Raw genomic sequence first — 3,558 nt, forward strand, 5'->3', positions numbered from 1 at the left:
CATAAACGAATACATTCAGCTTTAAATTATGATACACCTATGTTATACTTCAAAAAGATAAGGAATACTTAAATGCAATATGTATGGCACCCATGCAAAATATTGTTATTATCAAAAAATAATATTTACTATTTACAAAAATGCTTATTAAGATATAATCATAAAAATTAAATAATTTTTGTATTGGATAATAGGTAAATTATGATAAAGAGTAATATATTAACATTAATAGTATCTATAATAATAACTTTAACAGCATTTTTAACTATAAATTATTCTATTAATAAAGATACTGATACATCTTTAAGCTATATTAATATAATGAATACAAATTATAAAAACTCAAGAGACTATGCCTTAGATGAGTACTATATATATGATTATAAAGATAAGGTTAATAAATTAAAAGAAGTATTTAAATCAACTCCTATAACTGCAAGACTAAAATATCGTGCTAGTCTTATATCATACATAGGAGAAGAAGAGATTGTTATAAACGGTATTGATATAAAAAATGATAATGAAGTTTTCAATATATTAAAAAATGAGACAGTAGAAAATTTTGATTCAAGTAATTCTATAATAATAAGTAAATCAATAGCTTCTGTTTTAGATCTCAATACTAACGATACTGTTATATTAAAACTCATTACAAAAACAGGTCATTATAATGCTGAGGAATATACTATTATAGAAGTATCAGAAAAACTAGATTATAACTATGCTCTAATAGATATTGATAATTTAAATAATTTTATAGTAATGAAAGATACTGCAACTGAAGTTTATGTTAAAAAAAATATTAGAGATTTAAATAATTATGATGATGATGTGAAAATGATTTTCGGTGATGATTTTTCTCTTTATTCAAAAAATGATATTTTAGGAGAAAATTATAATATCAATGAAGATAATAAAATAATTAATATTTATATATTATTAGTTTATTTATTTGTATTGTTTTCAGTATTTTTATTTATTAATTCATATACGGTACGAAAATATAAAATCTTATTAAAAAGCAAAGTATTATTTTCTTTTATTGGTTTTATAATATCATTTATTATATATTTTATTATTGTCAAACTATATTATAAAACAGACTTTATATTTAATTATATATATGGCTGCATGCTTGCTGTAAATATACTATCAGTTTTATCTGCTAATTTGAAATACAATATTTTAGAGAATCTATTTATAATAAAAGAAGAAAATTATAATAAAAATAAGAATTTACTTATTGTAATAGCTTTATCATTTACTTATGCACTAGTTTTGATATTGTTATACTTGTCATTTGTTTCATTTACAGATGATATTTCTAATAATAAAAAATTAGAAAGCATAGTGAGGATAGTAAAGTATAATACTTCAGAAAATACATTTTTATTTAAAGGCTCTATAGATGATAATATATATAATATGCTCTATAGAGAAATAGAATCATATGACAGATATGCAGAAATTGAAAGAGCGGTTAATTTTCCAGTTGGTGTAGTTATAAGAACTGGAAGTATAGCTTCAAGAGTATATACTTATGAAAAAAATATATTAGAAAGCGGACTTAGCGTATCTAATATTATAATAGAAGGAGAGATATTTGAAAGTCCTAAAAGAGAAATCATTATAGGTAAAGATTTGGCTAATTATTTAAACTTAAAAATAGGAGATGCTTTGTCATTAATAGCAAAAGCTTCAAGAGGCTGGCTTGAAACAGGATATTTTTATGTGAGCGGTATATATGATTTGAAAGATAGAAATTATGATATTATAGGAGATATTACTGCTATGAATAGTTTTATATATTTAAAAGAAGGCGATAAATCTCCATATAATGAAAGTATAATAGTTTTTTCTGATAATGATAATATATATTCTCTTTTAGATAAAAGTGATTTTGTAAATAGTAATAATTTGAGGGCTGTATCTGCAAGCGAAGAGTATTATACAGAACATAATGTCCTAGATAAAAATGTAATTATTTTATTTATAATATCTTTAGCATTTACTTTATCTTTACTATCTTCATCAATACTATCTATTTTTCACAGACGCTTATCAAAGTTTATAATGGGGTGGTATAAAAAGGTACTATTAAATATATTATATTTAGTATCTCTACTAACTTCTATTATAATATCAGTGTTAATTGTATTTATACTTTTTCCTTTTAGTTTTAAATTTTTATTATTTAGTATATCTATAGTTGTATTGTCATTCATATTATCTATTTTGGTATCTAATTATAATAATATATAATGAATGTAATGATTGAAAAGGATTAAAAATGAAGTTTTTTAAAAAAATATCAAAGAGAAATAAAATAATATTTTTAATTGTTATAGTATTATTTACTTGTATAACTTTGTATATGTATAAAACAGCACATTCTTTGAGAGTAAGATATATTACATTAGAGTTTGAGGATTTGCCTGAAAGTTTTGATAATACAAAAATTGCTTTTGCCGCTGATATGCATGCGGGGCTTTATATACCAGAGAGCCATATAAAAAATATGTCTGCTTTGATAACTAATGAAAACCCTGATATAATACTATTTGCAGGCGATTATATTTATAGTGCCCCTCATAAGTTTAGTCATTATGATGAAGAAAACACAAAGAAATTTGCTAATGGCATAAAGGGCTTGGAAGCAAAATACGGAAATTATGCTGTATTAGGTAATCATGATAATTGGGAAAGTACTTCTGATGTTTCAAATGCTCTATATTCAAACGGATTTAAAGTTATGGATAATAATATTTTATTTATAACAAACGAAATGGGGGAATATATATCTATAGGAGGTGTTGGAGATTTTTTAACTGATAATGTTGATTTTGAAGCGGCAACTAAAAATGTTAAGTCAAATGATTTTCATATATTATTATCCCATGAACCAAATATCCCTTTAAAAAGAGCCAAAGATAGAGGATATACAGAAGTTATAGATTTATTTTTATCAGGTCATACTCATGGGCTTCAAATAAGTTTTCTTCCTATGTGGGTTTGGGAAGGCTTAAATAAAAATAAGGAATATCCTCATTTTCCAGTAATTTACGGCATTATGAATTATGGAAAGATGAAAGTATATGTAACCTCTGGAATAGGTGCAGTACTTATGCCTTTTAGATTATTAGCATATCCTGAAGTTGTTATAATAAATTTAAAGAGAAAGTGATTTAATATATATAATTACAATTTGTTAAAATTAATTTTTTAAATTTAAAATATTTGCAGGGCTTCACAGTCGTGCCGACTAAGTCTAGCGAAAGGCTAAATTTAGCAATTTATCCTACATATAAAACATAATTAGTACTATTTAGTGTTATTTTTTATTTGCACTTTCGCGAAGCGTATCCGAGCTTGTCGAGGATATAAGGTTCTTTGACGAAGTACGACTGCGACCGAAGGAAGTACTGTTAAGTATGGTGTGCGGTGGGAAAAAGTTGAATAAAAAAATTGACAAACTTAAAAATTTTCAGTATATACTGGAACGATTTCATTTTGTCAACTGATGTACATTATATAGAATTATCAACTTTTTTGCCGCAC

General features: G+C 24.4%; 2 protein-coding genes. Both read left to right on the plus strand.

The window, feature by feature from the left end:
* Positions 1-201 precede the first annotated feature (201 nt).
* Complete coding sequence (locus tag Q1X91_RS15145; RefSeq protein ID WP_300759379.1) at positions 202-2,262, plus strand: hypothetical protein; 2,061 nt, start codon at positions 202-204, stop codon at positions 2,260-2,262.
* A gap of 28 nt (positions 2,263-2,290) precedes the next feature.
* The gene (locus tag Q1X91_RS15150; RefSeq protein ID WP_300759381.1) at positions 2,291-3,184 is read left to right on the plus strand and encodes a metallophosphoesterase; all 894 of its coding nucleotides are present in this window, start codon (positions 2,291-2,293) and stop codon (positions 3,182-3,184) included.
* Positions 3,185-3,558: the final 374 nt, after the last annotated feature.

Origin of the sequence: uncultured Brachyspira sp. (assembly GCF_949287625.1) — a bacterium.
GTDB lineage: Bacteria > Spirochaetota > Brachyspiria > Brachyspirales > Brachyspiraceae > Brachyspira.